The organism is Pseudoalteromonas ostreae (genome assembly GCF_018069805.1).
Classification (GTDB): Bacteria; Pseudomonadota; Gammaproteobacteria; order Enterobacterales; family Alteromonadaceae; genus Pseudoalteromonas; species Pseudoalteromonas ostreae.
In genome coordinates, this window is record NZ_JAGPYN010000008.1 from 54165 (window position 1) to 70924 (window position 16760).

The window sequence follows — 16760 nt, forward strand, 5'->3', positions numbered from 1 at the left end:
TCTTGTGTCATTAATGAACCTATATATTAACGGAGTGTTAACTTTTAGACAAAGAATAAATAAGATTAACGAGGTATGTATGTAAAGGTAAGCACACGTCAAACGATTGATGAACCAGTGATTTCATTCTATCTGTTGATAAAAAGCGTCAGTAAAAACCGCAATAAAATCTTTACTCAGATAGGGCATATGCATATGATCAACTAAATTCAGCCGAGGAAACAAGTAATGACAAAGCAAGCTTTCGACACTCAGTCAACGTTAACTATCACTCGCCCAGATGACTGGCATGTTCATTTACGTGATGGGGATCAATTAAAAGATACAGTACGTGATATAAGCCGTTATATGGGACGCGCTATTATTATGCCAAACTTAGTTCCTCCGGCAACCTGTACTGAAACGGCGTTAGCCTATCGCGATCGTATTATGGCAGCTGGACCACAAGGAAATTTTGAGCCACTGATGGTGCTTTATCTAACAGATAATACGAGCGCAGAGGAAATCAAAAAAGCGCATGCGACGGGTAAAATTGTTGCTGCTAAAGTGTATCCAGCAGGTGCGACAACAAATTCTGATTCTGGTGTAACTTCAATTAAAAAGATTTACCCAGTACTAAAGGCCATGCAAGAAGTTGGTATGTTATTGTTGATCCATGGTGAAGTGACGGATTCATCGATTGATATATTTGATCGTGAAAAAGTATTTTTAGAGACGATTTTAATCGATGTAGTACAAGACTTCCCAGATTTAAAAATTGTACTTGAGCACATCACCACTAAAGAGGCTGTTGATTTTGTAAATAATACCTCCGATAATGTGGCTGCAACCATTACGGCACATCATTTATTATATAACCGCAATCATATGCTAGCGGGGGGGATCCGCCCACATTATTACTGTTTACCAATATTAAAGCGTAATACCCACCAACAAGCACTTATTAGTGCTGCGACCAGTGGTAGTGCTAAGTTTTTCTTAGGTACTGATTCGGCGCCGCATTATAAAGATAAAAAAGAAGCCGCATGTGGGTGTGCCGGAGCATACACCGCTCATGCTGCACTTGAGTTATACGCGGAAGCATTTGAAGAAGCCGGTGCGCTTGATAAGCTAGAAGGCTTTGCAAGTCATTTTGGTCCAGACTTTTATGGTTTAGCACGTAATACAGACACAGTTACACTTATAAAACAGCCATGGACAGTGCCAGCAAGTTACCCATTAGGGAATGATCGCGTGGTGCCAATTAAAGCCGAAAACACCATCGATTGGCTAATTAAATAACGATACCGAGGGTAAATCACAGCTGAGTTAAGTGTGCTTTTTGTACTAAAATTAATCACTTAAACTGTTTTTTTGACTTGATGTTAAATGCTTTAAAATAATTCGGAATTAATAGAGCTAAAACAATTATATTGTGTTAACCTTATCTTGCTTTGAGTTTTTGCGTATTGAATTTTTGGTTAATGTACGGCGTATAAGGTTTCCGGTTAATGGTTATTACTTCTTCCTGTACTTTATGCCAGCGATTTATTGGGCATTCACTCAGGGAGGATATAGCCAATCTGGCTGAATTTTAATTATTGACTTACAGGAAAATTTGGTATGTCAAACACGGTTACTGGTAAAGTTAAGTTCTTCAACGAAGCTAAAGGTTTCGGTTTTATTGAACAAGAAAATGGTCCTGACGTATTCGTACATTTCAGCGCTATTACAGGCTCAGGTTTTCGCACTCTAAGCGAAGGCCAACAAGTGTCTTTCGGCATCAAGCAAGGCCAAAAAGGCCCTGAAGCTGAGAACGTAGAACTAGCATAATTTTTATTATGTGAACCTAGGTTCAACTTGGTGAAACAGGACTCTGTTTCACCATAATTTCCCTTTCAAAACACCTTCTTGTATATTTACTTTTGATTTTACTCTCGTATATTCGATAAATAATGAATGCTATTTCAATAGCTCATATTCTGCTCAATAACATCGTTGCATTTCTCATTGTCCCTAAATAACAGTTTTATAGCGACTATAATATAAATAGAAACTGGATATCAGTTCGGGATGTAACAATGCCACGTTTCTTTCAAAGGTCGCATCGCTGATTTTTACGGCTCTTTCAAGCTTTTGCTGCATAAAAAGACTTTTTTACTAAATGATTACGCTTATTAGAAATTATTTTGAACTTTTTTTAACCCTGCTTGATTACACATAAAATGTTACATTAATGTTTTACCTTTCATTGGGTGAAGTAAAGCTGTTGCAAGTCAGAGGCTTTCATCCGGATGAGAATTCACCCCCTGTTGCAGTTATGTTAACGCTTTGTTTTTTGTGTTTTAGTTTGTATTGATTGAATTAATTTATTTCTGGTAAATTCCAAACATCAAGTTGACAGCGTGCATTGCATTTAGCATTATTGGAGGGTTGATATCTATTAAAAGATATCAGGGTTGTCTCCTTCGGGAGGTAATTAAATTATAAAAGTAACATTACTTAATTGGTTGGGAACTATGTCTGTTAAAATCAGAAAGAGTCTTGTAGCAACTGCGTTGGTTGGCGCTTTTGCATTCGCAAGCAGCAATGTGATTGCAGATCCTTTGAAGGACGTGCAAAAAGCAGGTCTACAAATTCAAACGGCTGCGGTTAAGTCTCAAACTAAAATTGACAATGTATATGGTCAAACTCAAGAGTTATTAGCTGAGTACCGTAGCGTTGTTGATGAATCTGAGCTATTGAAAGTATACAACGATCACGTTGCCCGTTTGGTCGCTGACCAAAATGCATCAATCGAATCGTTTGACCGTCAAATCGCTACAATCGACAACACAAAACAAAACGTTGTGCCTTTGATGTATCGCATGATTGATACGCTCGAGCAATTCATCAAAGCGGACGTTCCGTTTAACAGTGACAATCGTTTGGCGCGTGTTGAAAGATTACGTGAAACAATGGTTTCTTCTTCTGTAACGACTTCAGAGAAGTTCCGTCAAGTGTTAGAGGCGTACACTATCGAAGCTGCATATAGCTCGTTAGTAGCTGCTTCACAAGGTACATTAGAAGTTGATGGTAAGAGCATTAACGTTGATTTCGGCCAACTTGGTCGTATCACTTATGTTGCTCAATCGTTTGATTTAAAGCACGCATGGGTATGGGATAACAATACTAAACAGTGGAAAGAGTTAGGTGATGAATACCTAAAACCTGTTAAAGAAGTTATTCGTATGGCGCGTAAGCAAGCGACATTAGAACTTGTTAAATTACCAATCTTTGGCGCGGAGTAATCAATAATGAAGAAACTATTTAAAGGTTTTGCTGTTGCAGCAGTACTATCTGTTTCTGCAGGTGCCGCGCTTAATGTACATGCAAATACAGGAGCTCTTGATAAAATTCTTGAACAAGTAAAGCAAGAGCGTATCTCAGAAGGCAAAATCAATAAGCAACGTGAACAAGAGTTCTTATCTGATCGTGCTGATAAACAAGCGCTACTTAATAAAGCAAAAAGCCAATTAGCTGCTGAAAAAGCGCGTGGCGATCGTTTAACTAAAGAATATGCACAAAACGAAAATACTTTAGCTGAGAAAGAGGCTGCTCTTCAAAGCGCACAAGGTACGTTGGGTGAAATGTTTGGTGTTGTACGTCGTGCAGCAGCTGACGCAATTGGTTCAATCGAAGCATCACTTGTTTCTGCTGAAAAGCCAGGCCGTGCTGAAATCTTACGTTCATTAGCTGCTGCTAAAGAATTACCAACAGTTCGTGAACTCGAAGAGCTTTGGATTGCGCTACAAACTGAAATGACTGAGTCAGCTAAAGTTTCTACTTTTGAAACTGAAGTTGCGGGTCTTGACGGTAACGCAACAGTTAAGAAAGTAACCCGTATCGGTAACTTCAACTTAGTAACAGACGATGGCTACTTAATCTATTCGCCTGAAACTAAATCGATTCAGCCGCTAGGTAAACAACCTGATGGTTATATTCTTGCTGGTATCAGTGACTTAGAAAATACGTCTGCTGATAATTATGCTGGTGTATATGTGGATCCAACACGTGGTGCTATCTTACGTATCAATACACAAAAAGCGACGCTTGAAGAATACTTCCATCAAGGTGGCGTAGTTGGTTATATCATCACTGCGTTATTAGGTTTAGGTATGTTGATCACAGCAATTCGTTTTGTTGACCTTACACTTACTACGAGTAAGATTAAGAGTCAGCTTAAAAATGTTGCTACACCGAATACAAATAACCCACTGGGTCGTATTCTTAAAGTGTACCATGACAACAAGAATCAAGACGTTGAAAACCTTGAGCTTAAATTAGATGAAGCGATTCTTCGTGAAACGCCACGCATCGAAGCTGGTATCAACATCATTAAAATTCTTGCTGCAATCGCGCCGCTACTTGGTCTACTAGGTACGGTAATCGGTATGATCTTAACGTTCCAAACAATCACATTGTTCGGTACAGGTGATCCGAAGATCATGGCAGGTAACATCTCTCTAGCACTTGTAACTACTGCGCTAGGTCTAATTGCTGCATTACCACTTATTCTTCTTCACGCTGTTGTTGCGGGTCGTAGTAAGTCGGTATTACATATCCTTGATGAGCAAAGCGCAGGTATTATTGCTACTCACGCGGAGAAGGAGAAAGCCTAATGCTAGTCCTGATGGAGATCTGGGAATCTATCAGGGATTTTGTTGGCACAGGCGGCCAGGTTTTATACGTGGTCGCGATAGCACTCTTTCTTATGTGGGTTTTAATGATTGAGCGCTATTGGTTCTTACTTGCTGAGTTTCCTCGTATATCGAAGGGAATTGTAGCTAAGTGGGATGCCCGCCAAGACACTACGTCTTGGTACGCACACAGAATCCGTGAAGCATGGATTTCTGAAGCGTCTGAAAAATTAGATCAGCGTATGTTGTTGATTAAAACATTAGTAGCTGTTTGTCCTTTAATCGGCTTACTTGGTACAGTAACAGGCATGATCGCGGTTTTCGAAACCATGGCCAGCCAAGGTACAGGTAATGCACGTTTAATGGCATCAGGTATTTCAATGGCAACAATCCCAACAATGGCTGGAATGGTTGCGGCACTATCTGGAGTTTTCTTTAGCTCACGCCTTGAGGCAAGAGCGAGAATGGTGAAAGCCAAACTTGTAGATAGCATGCCTCATCACTAGAGAGAGAATTAAATATGGCACGTAAACAACGTTTTCGTGAAGAAGAAGAAGCAGCGGTAGATATGACACCGATGCTTGACATCGTATTTATCATGCTTATTTTCTTTATCGTAACTACATCGTTCGTTAAAGAGGCTGGTATCGAGGTCAATAAACCAAAAGCGGCCCAAGCTACGAAGCAAAAAAATGCTAACATTTTTATTGCAATTCGTAACAACGGCGAGATCTGGATTGATAAGCAACAAGTTGATGTTGAACGTGTTTCAGCAAAAATTGAAAGCTTATTAGCAGAACAACCTACTGAAGTTGTAATTTTGCAAGCTGATAAAGAAGCAAAACACGGCGTAGTGGTTAAAGTTATGGACCAGATCAAAGCGACGGGTGATAACCTGAGAATTTCAATAGCTGGAGATCAGTAATGATTCGTTTTCTGTTTTCACTGATTGCAGGTGGGGCAGTTACTTTCGGCTTGTTCTACTTCATGGCTTTCCTCATCTCTGGTGGGGCTGACCGTAATACGGAACAAAAAGAGCAGATCATAGTCGAAATTATGACGAATCCGCCTGAATCTAAGGTGCAGGAACGGAAGCGAGTACCGCCTCCGCCGCCTCCACCGCCAAAGCAGCCGCCTAAACCGCAGCCGCCACAGCCGGAAAATAACAACCCAAATCCAGGTGCGATGTCATTTAACATGCCAAGCATTAATGTGGGAAGTTCGGCAGGTGGTCTAAGTGGTCCAGGGGCATTCGGACGAGATGGTGATGCGACACCTATCGTTCGTATTGAACCAAAATATCCAACACAAGCAGCACGTGATGGTAAAGAAGGTTGGGTACAACTTTCTTTCTCAATCGATGAATTGGGTGGGGTTACTGATGTTGAAGTTATTGACGCAGACCCTAAACGTATCTTCGATAGAGAAGCTAAACGTGCATTGAGCAAGTGGAAATACCGTCCTAAAATTATTGACGGTAAGCCACAAAAGCAAGTTGGCTTGCAAGTTCAGCTAGACTTTAAAATTAACCAAGGCAATTAAGGAGGCAAGTAATGAGAAATTTATCTAAAGTAACAGCACTTGCGGTACTTATGTCTTTCTCGGGTGCAGTATTTACTGCACCGGTTCTAGCAGCGCCAGATCCAGCGAAAATTGAAGCGCGGAAGAAAGCAAAAACTAGGATCATGGGTGAGCGCACTGGTAAAAAAGTTATCAAAGCGTTTGACTTGTATAACGAAGAAAAGCTAGACGAAGCAATTGCTTTACTGAAAGAAATCGATGCGTCTGATGATTTCGATAAAGCAACAGTTAATCGCTATTTAGGTAGCATGTATGGCCAGAAAGAGCAGTACAAAACTGCGATTGGTTACTTAAAATTAGCTGTTGCCCCTGATGTGTTAAACTTTGCCGATCAAGAACAAAGTTTAAAAACATTAGGCGATATGTATGCTGCTACTGAGCAGTATGAAAAAGCCAAAGATGCTTATGTTGCATGGATGGACTTTACTGGTGAGGAAGATGCAACGGTTTATACTCGTATAGCCCAAGCTAACTATCAGTTAGGTAAATTCCGCGATGTTTTTACTCCAGCAGATAAAGCAATTAAGCTTCAAAAAGAGCCTAACAAAGGCCCTTACCAATTAAAATTAGGTTCTTACTTTGAACTTAAAGACTATAAAAATATGGTTAAAGTTGGTGAAGAAATTGTTCGTATCTGGCCAGATGATAAAAAAGCATGGGTAAGCTTAGGCAAATACTACCTTCAGACGGAAGACTATAAAACTGGTCTTGCAACGATGGAAGTAGCTTACAAAAATGGTGCGTTTGAAACTGAAGTAGATTATAAAGTTTTGTCTAACTTCTATTCTTTGAATCAAATTCCTTATAAAGCTGCAACAGTTTTAGAAAAGGCAATGGATGAAAAGAAAGTAAAGCGCACTAAACAAAATGTCAGCGCAGTAGCCAGTCACTATCATCGTTCTCAAGATATTGAAAAAGCAGCTAAGTACTATGAAGAAGCGGCTAAATTTGATGATGATGCTGAGCTTTATCGCAAAGCAGGTTCATTATTATTGCAATCGCAAAATTATAGTGCAGCCGTTGTTCGTTTGAACAAGGCGCTTGAATTAGGTTCTGATAAGAAAGGAACCATTTATTCAGATTTAGCGGAAGCTTATTACTATCAAGAAAAGTATAAGCAAGCTTATACTGCAATAACTAAAGCAATGGATGACCCGCGCACGCGTAAGTTTGCAAAAGGTTGGTCTGTATTTATTAAAGATAAAGCCGCTCGCAACGGTGTTAAGATTTAACTTTAATTCGCTATAGCAATTTATAAAAAGCCCCTATGGGGCTTTTTTTATTGGATTTAACTCATGATGAAACACCTAATATGGATATGCTTCTCAGCGCTTTTCTTGAGCGCATGTGGTGATACGAATAATCAGTATCAAAGTAAAGAGCAAGCTCAGCAAGCATTGCAAACACTAAATCAATTTTTAAGACCAACAGGTGAAATTAAACAAGTTAACGAGCAACAGTTTCCATTTAGTGATGCATATTTGAAAGAGCGTCACAGCATATATCAAGCCATGCAAACCTTAGAGTTAACACCTGTCGCGCAGAGTTCATTGGATTATCTTATTATTGCAGAGCGTTTTCCGGAGCGCTATTTTACATGGCCGGTGTATATTCCTGTGCTTGATAATATGCTTGCCTATAACCAACAACACGACATTACTGCAAACATAAACAATTGGCTCAGTTTTACTCAGCAGCAGTTGGTGCTTGCTAAAGAGAGTAAACTTAGACTCAATTCAATTGAGCTTAATGCGTTACAAACGCAGGTAACTAAGAATCTTACTCGCGTTGATCTTCCAGCAAACCTTAAACACACTCTCAACGAGTTTAATGAGTATTTAGCGCTCTATACACCCCGTGGAAGTGTTGGTTTACATGGCTTATCAAATGGTGGGTCTTGGTATCAAAGTAAGTTAAATTACTTCTCAGGCACTACTAAAGCACCAATAAATTGGCTAGTTGCAGTGCAATCTCAGTTGAAGGAAATGCAGCAAGGGGCATACTCTATGCGTTTTGCAGTTGATCATCAGCACTCAGTCCTTGAGCAGCGTTTTGCACTGTCTAAAGATAAGCAAGTTGGCTTTGATTGGGCGCAAAATTACTTGAGCTTAACAAGTTCAGCAGGGCAAGCAGTAACAGATATAAGTAATGAAGAACGTACTTTTTGGTTAGCTATGATGGAAACCGATCTTGGTATCCATTACCATGCTTGGACTGTGCAACAAGCAAAAGTTAATTTACTTAAACGATTAAAAATGACGCCACAACAAGTCGATTATTTAGTGGCTGATATCATTTTTTATCCGGCACAAAGTTTTGCGTTCGCAACACTCTTAACGACTCAGTAAGCTCGCTTGCTGATTTCTATGACCTTGGCTCGCAGTTGCTACAGCGCTGCGCTGTTGGATCGGCATTTAGCCGTTGCGAGTCAATTTTTTCTTCACAGTCACAACAATAACCATATTGGCCGATATCGATTTGACAGACTGCCGCTTCAAGTTGTTCTAAGCGTACTATGATATCTTTATATTCAGTACCAAGTTGCTTTTGTGTAAGCTCTAACCATTGTTCAGGGTTATTTTTGTGCAAGGTTTCAGCTAGTGAGTGATGCAATTGGTTACTTGAGTTTGATAGTGTCGTAAGTAAGCACTGCCTTACTTGCTCTAACTCTGTATTAAGTTTTTGAAGGTGAAGTTGAGCATTGATCATTGTCATTATCCTCGTTGAGCAATGCTGTAGTATTCAGTAATTTAAAAAAGTCGACTATGATGTGCGTCAAATTAAGGTGCAATAGCGTATTTTTTCAAAACATCGGCCACATCTTCTTTTACCTTCAAACGTCTGATCTCATCGAACAAAGTATCAGCTTGAAAATATTGACGTTTTAAATAGCCCAGCCACTGCTTAGTACGAGAAGCAAAATATTTTTCATCTTTCGCTGGATCATGATGTATGGCTGAATGGATCAGATGATAGAGAATATGCTCCCACTTTAAGCCAACATAGTGTTCATCATTAAAATGTGCTTTAATTTTTCGTGCTAAATCAGGGTGCGACAGTGCACCACGACCAAGCATTAAGTCTGTGCAACCACTACGTTGTTGGCAAAGTAGTGCATCTTCTATTTGCCAAATCTCACCATTTGCGACCACGGCGATGTTTTTATCTTTGATCAGTGGTGGAATTTTTTCCCAGTAAGCGGGTGGGTTATAACCGTCTCGCTTTGTACGGGCATGAATAGCAATGCTATTGGCGCCGGCACTAACAACGGCATCAACAATTTCTTGACTGTTACTGTCATCATCAAAACCTAAACGAATTTTAGCGCTTACTTGATGCTCGCTTGGCACGGCGTCACGAACTGCTTTAATGATTGCATACATGTGCTCAGGATCTTTTAGTAGCACGGCGCCACCTTTACTTTTATTGACAGTTTTAGCAGGGCACCCAAAATTAAGATCAACGCCGTGAGAGCCAAGCTCTATTACTTTGACCGCGTTTTCAGCTAATGCGTGTGCTACTTGGCCAAGTAATTGGATACGTACAGGAGTGCCAGAGCGAGTTAAACCGTTATTATTTAGCTCTGGGCAATAGCGATGAAATACTTTATCAGGCAAGCAGGCATCAATAACACGTACAAATTCAGTGACGCATAAATCAAAACCACCAATTTCGGTGAGTAGTTGGCGCATTTTAAAATCGACAACCCCTTCCATGGGCGCTAAAACTAATTTCATGATAGGGGCACTTTGACTTTAGAAAAGGAGGCGTAGTTTACCTGTAAATATAACATTGATAAATGCCAATTTTACTCCCATAGTTAACTTCAGTTGTTCACTCTTTTGTAGCGTTATTGTAAATAACAAATAAAAAGTTGCGATTAAGTGAAATATTATTTTTTTAGCAAGGTCTACTTAGTACACCCCTTACATGTTTAGAGAGAGTCATAAAATGAATACACTTAAAAAAAATTCAATTGCGTTAACATTAGGCGCAGTAGTTGTAGGTAGCACAAGTTTTATTTCTGCAGATGTTCAAGCGAACCCATTTGAATTTCAGCAAATGGTAACAGGCTACCAAGTCGACGCTACAGAAGGTAAATGTGGCGAAGGCAAATGTGGTGGTGATGCTAAAGACGCCAAAGCTAAAAAAGAAGGTAAATGCGGTGAAGGCAAGTGTGGCGGTGATGCTAAAGATGCCAAAGCTAAAAAAGAAGGCAAGTGCGGCGAAGGCAAATGTGGTGGCGATGCTAAACACGATAAAGCTAAAAAAGAAGGCAAGTGTGGCGAAGGCAAATGTGGCGGTGATGCTAAATACGATAAAGCTAAAAAAGAAGGCAAGTGTGGCGAAGGCAAATGTGGCGGCGATGCTAAACATGATAAAGCTAACAAAGAAGGCAAGTGCGGCGGTGATGCTAAGGCAAAAACAGAAGGTAAATGCGGTAGCCATTAATTAGATAAGTTAAGTAACCTGAAATTTGGTTAAGTAGTTTGTTTATAAAAGGGCCGCGTTGTGGCCCTTTTAAATGAAGGAGTGGATATGACTGTACCTAGTAACAGTGAATTTGGCATGGTAGGGCTTGGGCTGCGCAGAGAAATGCTCGATGAATTACTGACGCAGATACCAAAGCAAATTGATTTTATGGAAGTGGCTCCTGAGAACTGGTTAAAGCTTGGCGGTCGCTTTGCTAAGCAGTTTAAGTCACTGACCGATACAAGTAACTTTGTCTGTCATGGCTTGTCATTGTCCATCGGCTCACCTGAACCGTTAGATATTGAATTTGTTAAAGCATTAAAAGTATTTTTTAAAGCACATAACGTTAAGCTTTTTAGTGAGCACCTTAGTTATTGTTCTGGCAGCGGCCATATGTATGATCTGATGCCGATCCCATTTACTGAAGCTGCGATTGCCCATGTTGTTGAGCGGATAAAAAAGGTACAAGATATTCTCGAGCAGCAAATCGCTATCGAAAATGTGTCTTATTATGCCGCGCCTGGTCAGCAAATGAGCGAGTTAGAATTTACCACTGAAATATTACAGCAAGCTGATTGTAAGTTATTACTCGATGTAAATAATATCTATGTGAATTCGATAAATCATGGTTATGATGCAGAACATTTTTTAGCTAGCTTGCCATCACAACGCATAGCGTATGGCCATGTAGCAGGGCATTACAACGAAGCGGATGATTTACTTGTTGATACTCACGGTGCTGACGTGATTGACCCTGTTTGGCAATTACTTGATCACGCTTATCAACATCATGGAGTGTTTGCGACTTTATTGGAGCGTGATTTTAATATTCCAGCTATCGCTGAGCTAACAAAAGAGCTGGATATAATTCATCAACTACAAGCCAAACACGCAATAATACAGCGTAAAGAAAGTGCCTGATATGAATTTTATTGAAACTCAACAAGTATTTATGGCGCATATTCGCGCACCCGAAGCGCAACCAAAGCCAGGTGATATCGAAGACCGTCGTATGGCGATCTACCGTGATTTATTTTTCAATAATATCAATGGCTTTATTTCTTCAGGGTTTCCGGTGCTGAAAACACTTTACTGCGATGATGACTGGGTAAAATTAGTACGTCGGTTTTTTGCAGAGCACGATTGCCAATCTCCCTTTTTTTTGGATATTGCGGGCGAGTTTATTTATTATTTAAGTCATGATTACGTTTTGCAACCAAGCGATCCTGTATTTATGTTGGAACTTGCCCATTATGAATGGATTGAGCTGGATGTATCAATAGCGCACACTGATTCAACAGAGTGCGCTATTACTGATGAGGTGACTGAGGTGCCACTTTATATGAGTAGTTGCGCGCGAAATTTAAGTTATCAGTTTGCTGTACAGCATATCAGTGCTGATTTTCAACCACAGCAGCCTAGTGAACAGCCTCACTATTTTGTGGTATATCGCGATACAGACGACGAAGTACAATTTCTTGCTACCAATGCAATGACAGCATTATTACTGGCGATTATAGATACAACACCGAGTATCAAATTTGCTTCGTTGGTGAAGAAAGTTGCTTTACAAGCGCCGCAATTTACTACAGAGCAGCTTGTGCAAGGTGCTACAGCAACATTATGTGCAATGGTGGAACGTGGAATTATCGTGACAAAAAATCACCCTTAAAGTCTTTATTGATTACTTTACATCGTCTATTATGTGCGCCTTAATTCGTCTCGCTTAATAAAAGGTAGTGCCTATGTCAGAAGATAAAGATTTTAAAGATCCGTTTAATGCAATGTATTTTTTTGCGTTCTTAGCTGTGTTTACAGGAATTGGCTGTTTAAATGCAATCCTAGGCTGGATCACTACAGTATCTTAATTTGCATTATGCAAATTTAGGGGCTGCATTTGCAGCCTTATCTTTTTCTAAACTTCCTGCCGACAACTGATTTTTGTAATGTTATACTTATCTGCTTTGTAATATTACAGATAAAACAGTTTAAATTATGACTCAAGTAACTCCATCTATCATTAAAGATAGCATTGCTACTATTGCTGATTACCCTAAAGCAGGGATTATGTTCCGTGATGTAACTACGCTAATGGCTAATCCCGCTGCATTTCAAGCAACAATTAATGCATTTATTTCAGCTTATAAAGATCAAGGCTTTACCAAGATTATAGGTACTGAATCTCGTGGTTTTATCTTTGCTGCACCACTTTCATATGCACTAGGTATTCCTTTTATTCCAGTGCGTAAACCGGGTAAACTGCCACGTGCAGTGATCTCGCAAGATTATCAACTAGAATATGGTGAAGATGTATTAGAGCTGCATACAGATGCCATTGTTCCAGGTGACAAAGTACTTTTAGTTGATGACTTATTGGCAACCGGCGGTACGATTGAAGCGACCGCTAAATTAGTCAATAAGCTGGGTGGTGATGCGACAGATGCAGCATTTGTCGTCTCTCTACCAGAACTAGGAGGCGAGCAACGCATTACAAAAATGGGGATTAACATCCTAAAATTGGTTGAATTCGAAGGCGAATAATTAATGAGTTATCAAGTCCTAGCGAGAAAATGGCGTCCACAGACCTTTCATGAATTGGTCGGTCAGTCCCATGTGAAACAAGCGCTTATTAATGCTTTAACACAAAACAGACTGCATCACGCTTATTTGTTCACTGGGACTCGCGGGGTGGGTAAAACCACCATCGCACGTATTTTTGCAAAAAGCTTAAATTGTGATGAAGGCATTTCAGCTGAGCCTTGCGGAAAGTGTAGTAGTTGTGTCGATATCGAAACTGGTCGTTATATTGACTTACTTGAGATAGATGCCGCATCGCGCACTAAAGTTGAAGATACCCGTGAGATATTGGATAACGTGCAGTACGCGCCAACTCGCGGTCGCTACAAAGTGTACCTGATCGATGAAGTACACATGCTTTCAAAGCATAGTTTTAATGCATTATTAAAAACCTTGGAAGAGCCGCCTGAGCACGTTAAGTTTTTATTAGCGACGACGGATCCACAGAAACTGCCTGTCACCATTTTATCGCGTTGTTTGCAGTTTAATCTTAATGCGTTATCGCAACTTGAAATACTTCAACAACTTGAATATGTGTTAGGCGAAGAAAAATTAAGTTTTGAAACTCAAGCCCTGCCAATTATCGCCAAAGCGGCTGATGGCAGTATGCGTGATGCATTGAGTTTAACTGATCAAGCGATTGCTCAAACCAATGGTGATATTAAGCATCAAGCGGTGCAAGCAATGCTAGGGTTGATGGACAACCATTATAGCCAGCACTTGCTGGTTGCATTATTAGCCCAAGACGGCCATGCATTGATGGCGCAAATCGAGCAAGTTGCCACCCAAAACCCAAATTATATTGCTTTGTTAGATGATCTAATTGGCCTTACACATTTAGCACAATTAACCCAATTAGTGCCCGATGCCGCCAAGTTAGATGAATATAATCGCGAGTTTATTAATGAAGTAGCAAAGAGCTGCGATTCACAACAAATCCAAATTTATTATCAATTACTGCTTAATGGCAAAAAAGATTTACAATGGGCGCCAGAGCCTCGTTTAGGTTTCGAAATGGTTATGCTGCGTTTATTGGCATTTCAACCAGTTGATAGCCAAATGCTTGCAAGTACTGCAGCGCAAGCACCAGCGGCCGATAACAACCGGTCTCGTTCAGCAGCATTGAGAGATATTCTCAATAAGAATAAGCCTGCAACACCGCAGCCTGTTGATAACCAAGTATCATTGCCCCAACAAGCTGCACTGGTACAAGCGACCGAGAGTGCCCCTGAACAAGTCGTTGCAACAACTGAGCGCTCTGTAACCAGTGAGCAAACAGCACATCTTGATACGCAGCCTCTTGTTACCACCGCAGATGCAAATTCGGGAATTATGCACGAAGCTGCGCATGGTAATGATCCAGATGCAGAGCTTGAGCAACAATTAGTATCTCAATATGATGAGGTAATGAATAACGCAGTGGAGCAGGGCTTTCATAGTGGCTTTGAGCATGCGCCAGAACAATCTTTGCCTGAGCATCAATATAGCGCAGAGCAAACCGCTCCAGCGCCAAATAGCAGCTCATTTACTGACTATTCAGATAGCACAGATATTAGCCAAAAAGAAGCACAAGCGCAGTCCGCAATTGCACGTATTTTACGAGATAGAAATATTTCCGGTGCAGGTACGCTCTCAGGTGGTAAAACATCGGTGGCGCCATCAACGAATAAACCAGCTGCGGTTGAGCGCGGTACTGCGGTAAAAAAGTCACAGCCCCAGATAACGGGGGCAAGTAGTCAGCCTGAGACTGATGGTTACACGCCGAATAGTGCCCAAAATAAGCGTGTGAAACCTGACTTTAAAGAAAAACATCAGACTATTACTGAGAATTTAGCACCGGAATTGCTAGAGCAAATTAATCCACAAAAAGTAGTTGCTGCACCTGAGCCTGAAATAAATATTCAAATACCGGATGATTTTCAAAGCCCGATCAGCGATATTCGTTTTGCACATCAACAAGATGAGTGGGCATACTTAATTAAGCGGATGGGACTTGGCGGGCGGATGCGTCAATTTGCTTTGCATTCAATTTATTCAAAGCAACAACAACAGCTGAACTTAGAAGTGGATGAATCGCAAAAACATCTCGATACCCCGATGTTAAGGCAAAAGCTTAGTGCAGCGCTGGCCAGTATTTACGGGCATAATGTTGAGCTGACAATCAATTTTGCCCCTGGGGTGATAGATTCGCCTTACTTAATTCAGCAAAAGATTGATGCAGGGCGCCATCAGCAAGCAATTGATGTGATCAACGGTGATGAAAATATCGTACAGTTACAGCAGCTATTTTCTGCAATTATCGATGAAAACAGTATTCAGGCATTGTAATTCACTGCAATAGCCCTTATCTTCATGGCAATTAGAAATAGAAAGAGAGAAAGTTATGTTTAAAGGTGGAATGGGTAACATGATGAAGCAAGCGCAGCAAATGCAAGAGCGCATGCAAAAAGCCCAAGACGAAATTGCTCACTTAGAAGTGGTTGGTGAAGCAGGTGCTGGTTTAGTTAAAGTAACCATGCTTGGAAACCATAATGTTCGCCGTGTTGAACTTGATGAAAGTTTAATGGAAGACGAAAAAGATCTTATTGAAGACTTACTTGCCGCTGCGTGTAATGACGCAGTACGCCGTGTAGCAGAAGAAACACAAGAGCGCATGGGTAAAGTAACTGGCGGTATGCAATTACCACCAGGTATGAAAATGCCGTTTTAAGATAAAACATGCAACTTTCAGAGAGTTTAAACCAGCTGATCGAGGCACTACGCTGTCAGCCGGGCATAGGCCCAAAGTCAGCGCAGCGCATCGCGTTTCATCTGCTTGAGCGCGACCGTAAAGGGGGCACTCAGCTTGGTAATGCACTTATCAAGGCGATGACTGCAATAGGACACTGTCAATCGTGTCGTACTTTTGCAGAGCAGCCGCAGTGTGAAATCTGTTTAAGCCCCAAACGCCAAGATAGCGGAATTTTATGTGTGGTTGAATCACCTACCGATGTGTTGGCGATTGAACAAACTGGCCAGTATAAAGGTTTGTACTTTGTATTGATGGGACATTTATCACCTATCGATGGTATTGGTCCAAATGAAATTGGCCTTGATATTCTTGAAAGTAAGTTGCAACAAGGTGGGATAAACGAGGTTATATTAGCGACCAACCCTACCGTTGAGGGGGAAACTACAGCGCATTATATTGCCCAGCTTTGTCACCGTTATAAAGTTGATGCATCGCGGATAGCCCATGGTATTCCGGTCGGTGGCGAACTTGATTTGCTCGATGGCATGACATTAATGCATGCATTTAGTGGCCGACGAGTGGTGAGTCAAAATTAGCTCTTAGAAGCGCATTAATTTAAAACCTGCATTAACGTTTGTTATGCAGGTTTTTTGTTTTTATACCTTAGCGGTAAAAGTTTGATCGTAATTTATCTAATAACTGGGTAATCTATTTTAGTAGCTGGAGTCTTTTTTTCACCA

General features: G+C 40.7%; 19 protein-coding genes. 17 read left to right on the forward strand and 2 right to left on the reverse strand.

Annotated features, from left to right (window positions below; genetic code table 11):
* Positions 1-228 precede the first annotated feature (228 nt).
* From pyrC to J7338_RS08165, 9 genes are all read left to right on the forward strand, one after another.
* The gene (gene pyrC / locus J7338_RS08125) at positions 229-1281 is read left to right on the forward strand and encodes a dihydroorotase (RefSeq protein ID WP_210796580.1); all 1053 of its coding nucleotides are present in this window, start codon (positions 229-231) and stop codon (positions 1279-1281) included.
* Positions 1282-1602: 321 nt separating this feature from the next.
* Entirely contained in the window at positions 1603-1812 is a 210-nt protein-coding gene (locus J7338_RS08130; protein ID WP_145241558.1) for a cold-shock protein, read from the forward strand.
* Between the two features lie 686 nt (positions 1813-2498).
* Complete coding sequence (locus tag J7338_RS08135; protein ID WP_210796581.1) at positions 2499-3269, forward strand: DUF3450 domain-containing protein; 771 nt, start codon at positions 2499-2501, stop codon at positions 3267-3269.
* A 6-nt stretch (positions 3270-3275) separates the two neighbouring features.
* Entirely contained in the window at positions 3276-4640 is a 1365-nt protein-coding gene (locus tag J7338_RS08140) for a MotA/TolQ/ExbB proton channel family protein (RefSeq protein ID WP_210796582.1), read from the forward strand.
* Positions 4640-5164: a MotA/TolQ/ExbB proton channel family protein gene (locus J7338_RS08145; RefSeq protein WP_210796583.1), complete on the forward strand. Its 525-nt coding sequence runs from the start codon at positions 4640-4642 to the stop codon at positions 5162-5164. The genes J7338_RS08140 and J7338_RS08145 overlap by 1 nt, the downstream gene beginning before the upstream one ends.
* Before the next feature lie 14 nt (positions 5165-5178).
* A complete protein-coding gene (locus J7338_RS08150; RefSeq protein ID WP_210796584.1) occupies positions 5179-5583 on the forward strand; it encodes an ExbD/TolR family protein in 405 nt (134 codons plus the stop codon).
* Positions 5583-6200: an energy transducer TonB gene (locus J7338_RS08155; RefSeq protein ID WP_145241566.1), complete on the forward strand. Its 618-nt coding sequence runs from the start codon at positions 5583-5585 to the stop codon at positions 6198-6200. Before J7338_RS08150 ends, J7338_RS08155 begins: the two co-directional genes overlap by 1 nt.
* An 11-nt stretch (positions 6201-6211) precedes the next feature.
* Positions 6212-7471, forward strand: coding sequence for a tetratricopeptide repeat protein (locus J7338_RS08160; RefSeq protein WP_210796585.1), 1260 nt, complete (start codon positions 6212-6214; stop codon positions 7469-7471).
* A gap of 63 nt (positions 7472-7534) precedes the next feature.
* A complete protein-coding gene (locus J7338_RS08165; protein ID WP_210796586.1) occupies positions 7535-8587 on the forward strand; it encodes a hypothetical protein in 1053 nt (350 codons plus the stop codon).
* Between the two features lie 16 nt (positions 8588-8603).
* Here the strand turns inward: J7338_RS08165 and J7338_RS08170 are convergent, their stop codons facing one another.
* Both J7338_RS08170 and J7338_RS08175 read right to left on the reverse strand, forming a co-directional pair.
* Complete coding sequence (locus tag J7338_RS08170) at positions 8604-8948, reverse strand: TraR/DksA family transcriptional regulator (RefSeq protein ID WP_210796587.1); 345 nt, start codon at positions 8946-8948, stop codon at positions 8604-8606.
* A 71-nt stretch (positions 8949-9019) separates the two neighbouring features.
* Complete coding sequence (locus tag J7338_RS08175) at positions 9020-9976, reverse strand: tRNA-dihydrouridine synthase (protein ID WP_210796588.1); 957 nt, start codon at positions 9974-9976, stop codon at positions 9020-9022.
* A 214-nt stretch (positions 9977-10190) separates the two neighbouring features.
* Here J7338_RS08175 and J7338_RS08180 point away from each other — a divergent pair, with 214 nt between their 5' ends.
* From J7338_RS08180 to recR, 8 genes are all read left to right on the forward strand, one after another.
* Entirely contained in the window at positions 10191-10691 is a 501-nt protein-coding gene (locus tag J7338_RS08180) for an HvfA family oxazolone/thioamide-modified RiPP metallophore (RefSeq protein WP_210796589.1), read from the forward strand.
* Between the two features lie 87 nt (positions 10692-10778).
* Positions 10779-11633, forward strand: a complete 855-nt coding sequence (locus tag J7338_RS08185) for an HvfB family MNIO-type RiPP peptide maturase (RefSeq protein ID WP_462938477.1) — start codon at positions 10779-10781, stop codon at positions 11631-11633.
* Position 11634: 1 nt separating this feature from the next.
* Positions 11635-12384, forward strand: a complete 750-nt coding sequence (locus tag J7338_RS08190; RefSeq protein WP_210796590.1) for an HvfC family RiPP maturation protein — start codon at positions 11635-11637, stop codon at positions 12382-12384.
* A gap of 73 nt (positions 12385-12457) precedes the next feature.
* Positions 12458-12580 carry a hypothetical protein gene (locus tag J7338_RS20930; protein ID WP_267459582.1) on the forward strand — a complete coding sequence of 41 codons (123 nt, stop codon included), beginning with the start codon at positions 12458-12460 and terminating at the stop codon, positions 12578-12580.
* A gap of 127 nt (positions 12581-12707) precedes the next feature.
* Complete coding sequence (apt, locus tag J7338_RS08195; protein WP_210796591.1) at positions 12708-13253, forward strand: adenine phosphoribosyltransferase; 546 nt, start codon at positions 12708-12710, stop codon at positions 13251-13253.
* Between the two features lie 3 nt (positions 13254-13256).
* A complete protein-coding gene (gene dnaX / locus J7338_RS08200) occupies positions 13257-15617 on the forward strand; it encodes a DNA polymerase III subunit gamma/tau (RefSeq protein ID WP_210796592.1) in 2361 nt (786 codons plus the stop codon).
* Positions 15618-15672: 55 nt separating this feature from the next.
* Positions 15673-15999 (forward strand): YbaB/EbfC family nucleoid-associated protein, encoded by a 327-nt coding sequence (locus J7338_RS08205; protein ID WP_149982903.1) that lies wholly within the window; start codon positions 15673-15675, stop codon positions 15997-15999.
* 8 nt (positions 16000-16007) lie between these two features.
* The gene (recR, locus tag J7338_RS08210; protein ID WP_149982904.1) at positions 16008-16616 is read left to right on the forward strand and encodes a recombination mediator RecR; all 609 of its coding nucleotides are present in this window, start codon (positions 16008-16010) and stop codon (positions 16614-16616) included.
* Positions 16617-16760: the final 144 nt, after the last annotated feature.

Coding starts and splice junctions, on each gene's coding strand:
- J7338_RS20930 (WP_267459582.1), top strand. CDS start 12,458: ATGTCAGAAGATAAAGATTTTAAAGATCCGTTTAATGCAATGTATTTT.
- J7338_RS08160 (WP_210796585.1), top strand. CDS start 6,212: ATGAGAAATTTATCTAAAGTAACAGCACTTGCGGTACTTATGTCTTTC.
- J7338_RS08140 (WP_210796582.1), top strand. CDS start 3,276: ATGAAGAAACTATTTAAAGGTTTTGCTGTTGCAGCAGTACTATCTGTT.
- J7338_RS08130 (WP_145241558.1), top strand. CDS start 1,603: ATGTCAAACACGGTTACTGGTAAAGTTAAGTTCTTCAACGAAGCTAAA.
- J7338_RS08205 (WP_149982903.1), top strand. CDS start 15,673: ATGTTTAAAGGTGGAATGGGTAACATGATGAAGCAAGCGCAGCAAATG.
- J7338_RS08155 (WP_145241566.1), top strand. CDS start 5,583: ATGATTCGTTTTCTGTTTTCACTGATTGCAGGTGGGGCAGTTACTTTC.
- dnaX (WP_210796592.1), top strand. CDS start 13,257: ATGAGTTATCAAGTCCTAGCGAGAAAATGGCGTCCACAGACCTTTCAT.
- J7338_RS08180 (WP_210796589.1), top strand. CDS start 10,191: ATGAATACACTTAAAAAAAATTCAATTGCGTTAACATTAGGCGCAGTA.
- J7338_RS08135 (WP_210796581.1), top strand. CDS start 2,499: ATGTCTGTTAAAATCAGAAAGAGTCTTGTAGCAACTGCGTTGGTTGGC.
- J7338_RS08190 (WP_210796590.1), top strand. CDS start 11,635: ATGAATTTTATTGAAACTCAACAAGTATTTATGGCGCATATTCGCGCA.
- J7338_RS08165 (WP_210796586.1), top strand. CDS start 7,535: ATGATGAAACACCTAATATGGATATGCTTCTCAGCGCTTTTCTTGAGC.
- apt (WP_210796591.1), top strand. CDS start 12,708: ATGACTCAAGTAACTCCATCTATCATTAAAGATAGCATTGCTACTATT.
- J7338_RS08145 (WP_210796583.1), top strand. CDS start 4,640: ATGCTAGTCCTGATGGAGATCTGGGAATCTATCAGGGATTTTGTTGGC.
- J7338_RS08175 (WP_210796588.1), bottom strand. CDS start 9,976: ATGAAATTAGTTTTAGCGCCCATGGAAGGGGTTGTCGATTTTAAAATG.
- J7338_RS08185 (WP_462938477.1), top strand. CDS start 10,779: ATGACTGTACCTAGTAACAGTGAATTTGGCATGGTAGGGCTTGGGCTG.
- J7338_RS08170 (WP_210796587.1), bottom strand. CDS start 8,948: ATGATCAATGCTCAACTTCACCTTCAAAAACTTAATACAGAGTTAGAG.
- pyrC (WP_210796580.1), top strand. CDS start 229: ATGACAAAGCAAGCTTTCGACACTCAGTCAACGTTAACTATCACTCGC.
- J7338_RS08150 (WP_210796584.1), top strand. CDS start 5,179: ATGGCACGTAAACAACGTTTTCGTGAAGAAGAAGAAGCAGCGGTAGAT.
- recR (WP_149982904.1), top strand. CDS start 16,008: ATGCAACTTTCAGAGAGTTTAAACCAGCTGATCGAGGCACTACGCTGT.